General features: G+C 47.6%; 1 protein-coding gene. It reads left to right on the forward strand.

Annotated features, from left to right (window positions below; all coding sequences use genetic code 11):
- Positions 1 to 624: hypothetical protein (locus tag AB4493_RS21310; RefSeq protein ID WP_372155777.1), on the forward strand; the 624-nt coding region annotated here is incomplete at both ends.

Consider the following 624-nt stretch of genomic DNA (forward strand, 5'->3'; position numbering starts at 1 on the left):
ATGATGTGCCAACCATCACAGATACGACTGTTGCGAGTACGTTTGTCGTTGATGAAGGCGATTTAGGCTCTGTTATCGCTCAGGCGGCAGGCTCGTTTGTTACCACGGAAGGTGCAGACCAAGTAGAGGCTTACGAACTACGCAATATCTCGACTCTGGAAGCGACGCTATCGTCGGGCAATGAAGGTATTAAGATCACTGAGATCACAGGTGCTGCTAACACGACCACCTACCAAGGCGCAGCTGACGTGAGCGGAACGCCAATCTTCACATTAGTGCTGACTGATGAAGGTGCTTATACGTTTACTTTACTTGGCCCTCTCAATCACGCTACGACACCAAATAACCTCGATACATTAACAATACCGTTTGATGTTGTAGCCGTTGATAGTGATGGCGATGATTCTAACCAATATGTATTGCCAATCGAGGTGCTCGATGATGCGCCAACGATCACTGATACGACGGTTGCGAGTACATTTGTCGTTGATGAAGACGATTTAGGCTCTGTTGTCGCTCAAGCGACAGGTGCATTTGTTACCACAGAAGGTGCAGACCAAGTAGAGGTTTACGAACTGCGTAATATCTCAGCTCTTGAATCGACATTGACCTCTGGAACTGAAG

Origin of the sequence: Vibrio sp. 10N.222.55.A1, assembly GCF_041473835.1 — a bacterium.
GTDB lineage: Bacteria > Pseudomonadota > Gammaproteobacteria > Enterobacterales > Vibrionaceae > Vibrio > Vibrio crassostreae_C.